The 507-nt window shown below is 57.6% G+C and carries 1 pseudogene; it reads right to left on the bottom strand.

From position 1 onward, the window contains the following. Positions 1 to 452, bottom strand: a pseudogene (locus AACY19_RS27040) (hypothetical protein); the annotation flags it as partial. Positions 453 to 507 lie beyond the last annotated feature (55 nt).

Below are 507 nucleotides of genomic sequence, written 5' to 3'. Positions count from 1 at the left end.
GCGCCAATGCAATAGTTGCGGACCGTACCAACGCCGTGGGTCATTACTAACCAGCCTTCGTCAATCTCGATTGGCGACCCGCAATTGCCCATCTGGACGAATTCCCAAGGGAATTTTGGTGTGATGAGCTTTGCGCCACCTGCCCAGTTGAGCAGTTCATCGGAGAAGTGAAGCCAGATGTTCTTGCTGTCCTGACGCCCAAGCATGGCGTATTTCCCCGCTATGCGGCGAGGGAAAAGGGCCATGCCCTTTCCACTCGAGGCCTGGCCGGTCAGGACACGCATCTCGAACGATCTAAAATCGGTCGTGCTCAGCAATTCCGATCGCACTTGGCCACCGCCGAACGCGGTATATGTACCATGGTAGCTGATGCTGCCATCATCCTCGCAGAAGCGAACAAGGCGCGTATCCTCGATACCCTGCGTTTGGCTCGGCAGGACCGGGAAAAGCACTGTCTCCGAGATCGTGCGACTGCCGGCGCAACACAGGCGTGCTGCTATGCCCTCC

Origin of the sequence: Pseudomonas sp. EA_5y_Pfl2_R50, from assembly GCF_963970475.1 — a bacterium.
Classification (GTDB): Bacteria; Pseudomonadota; Gammaproteobacteria; order Pseudomonadales; family Pseudomonadaceae; genus Aquipseudomonas.
This window is presented reverse-complemented; position numbering and strand designations above follow the sequence as displayed.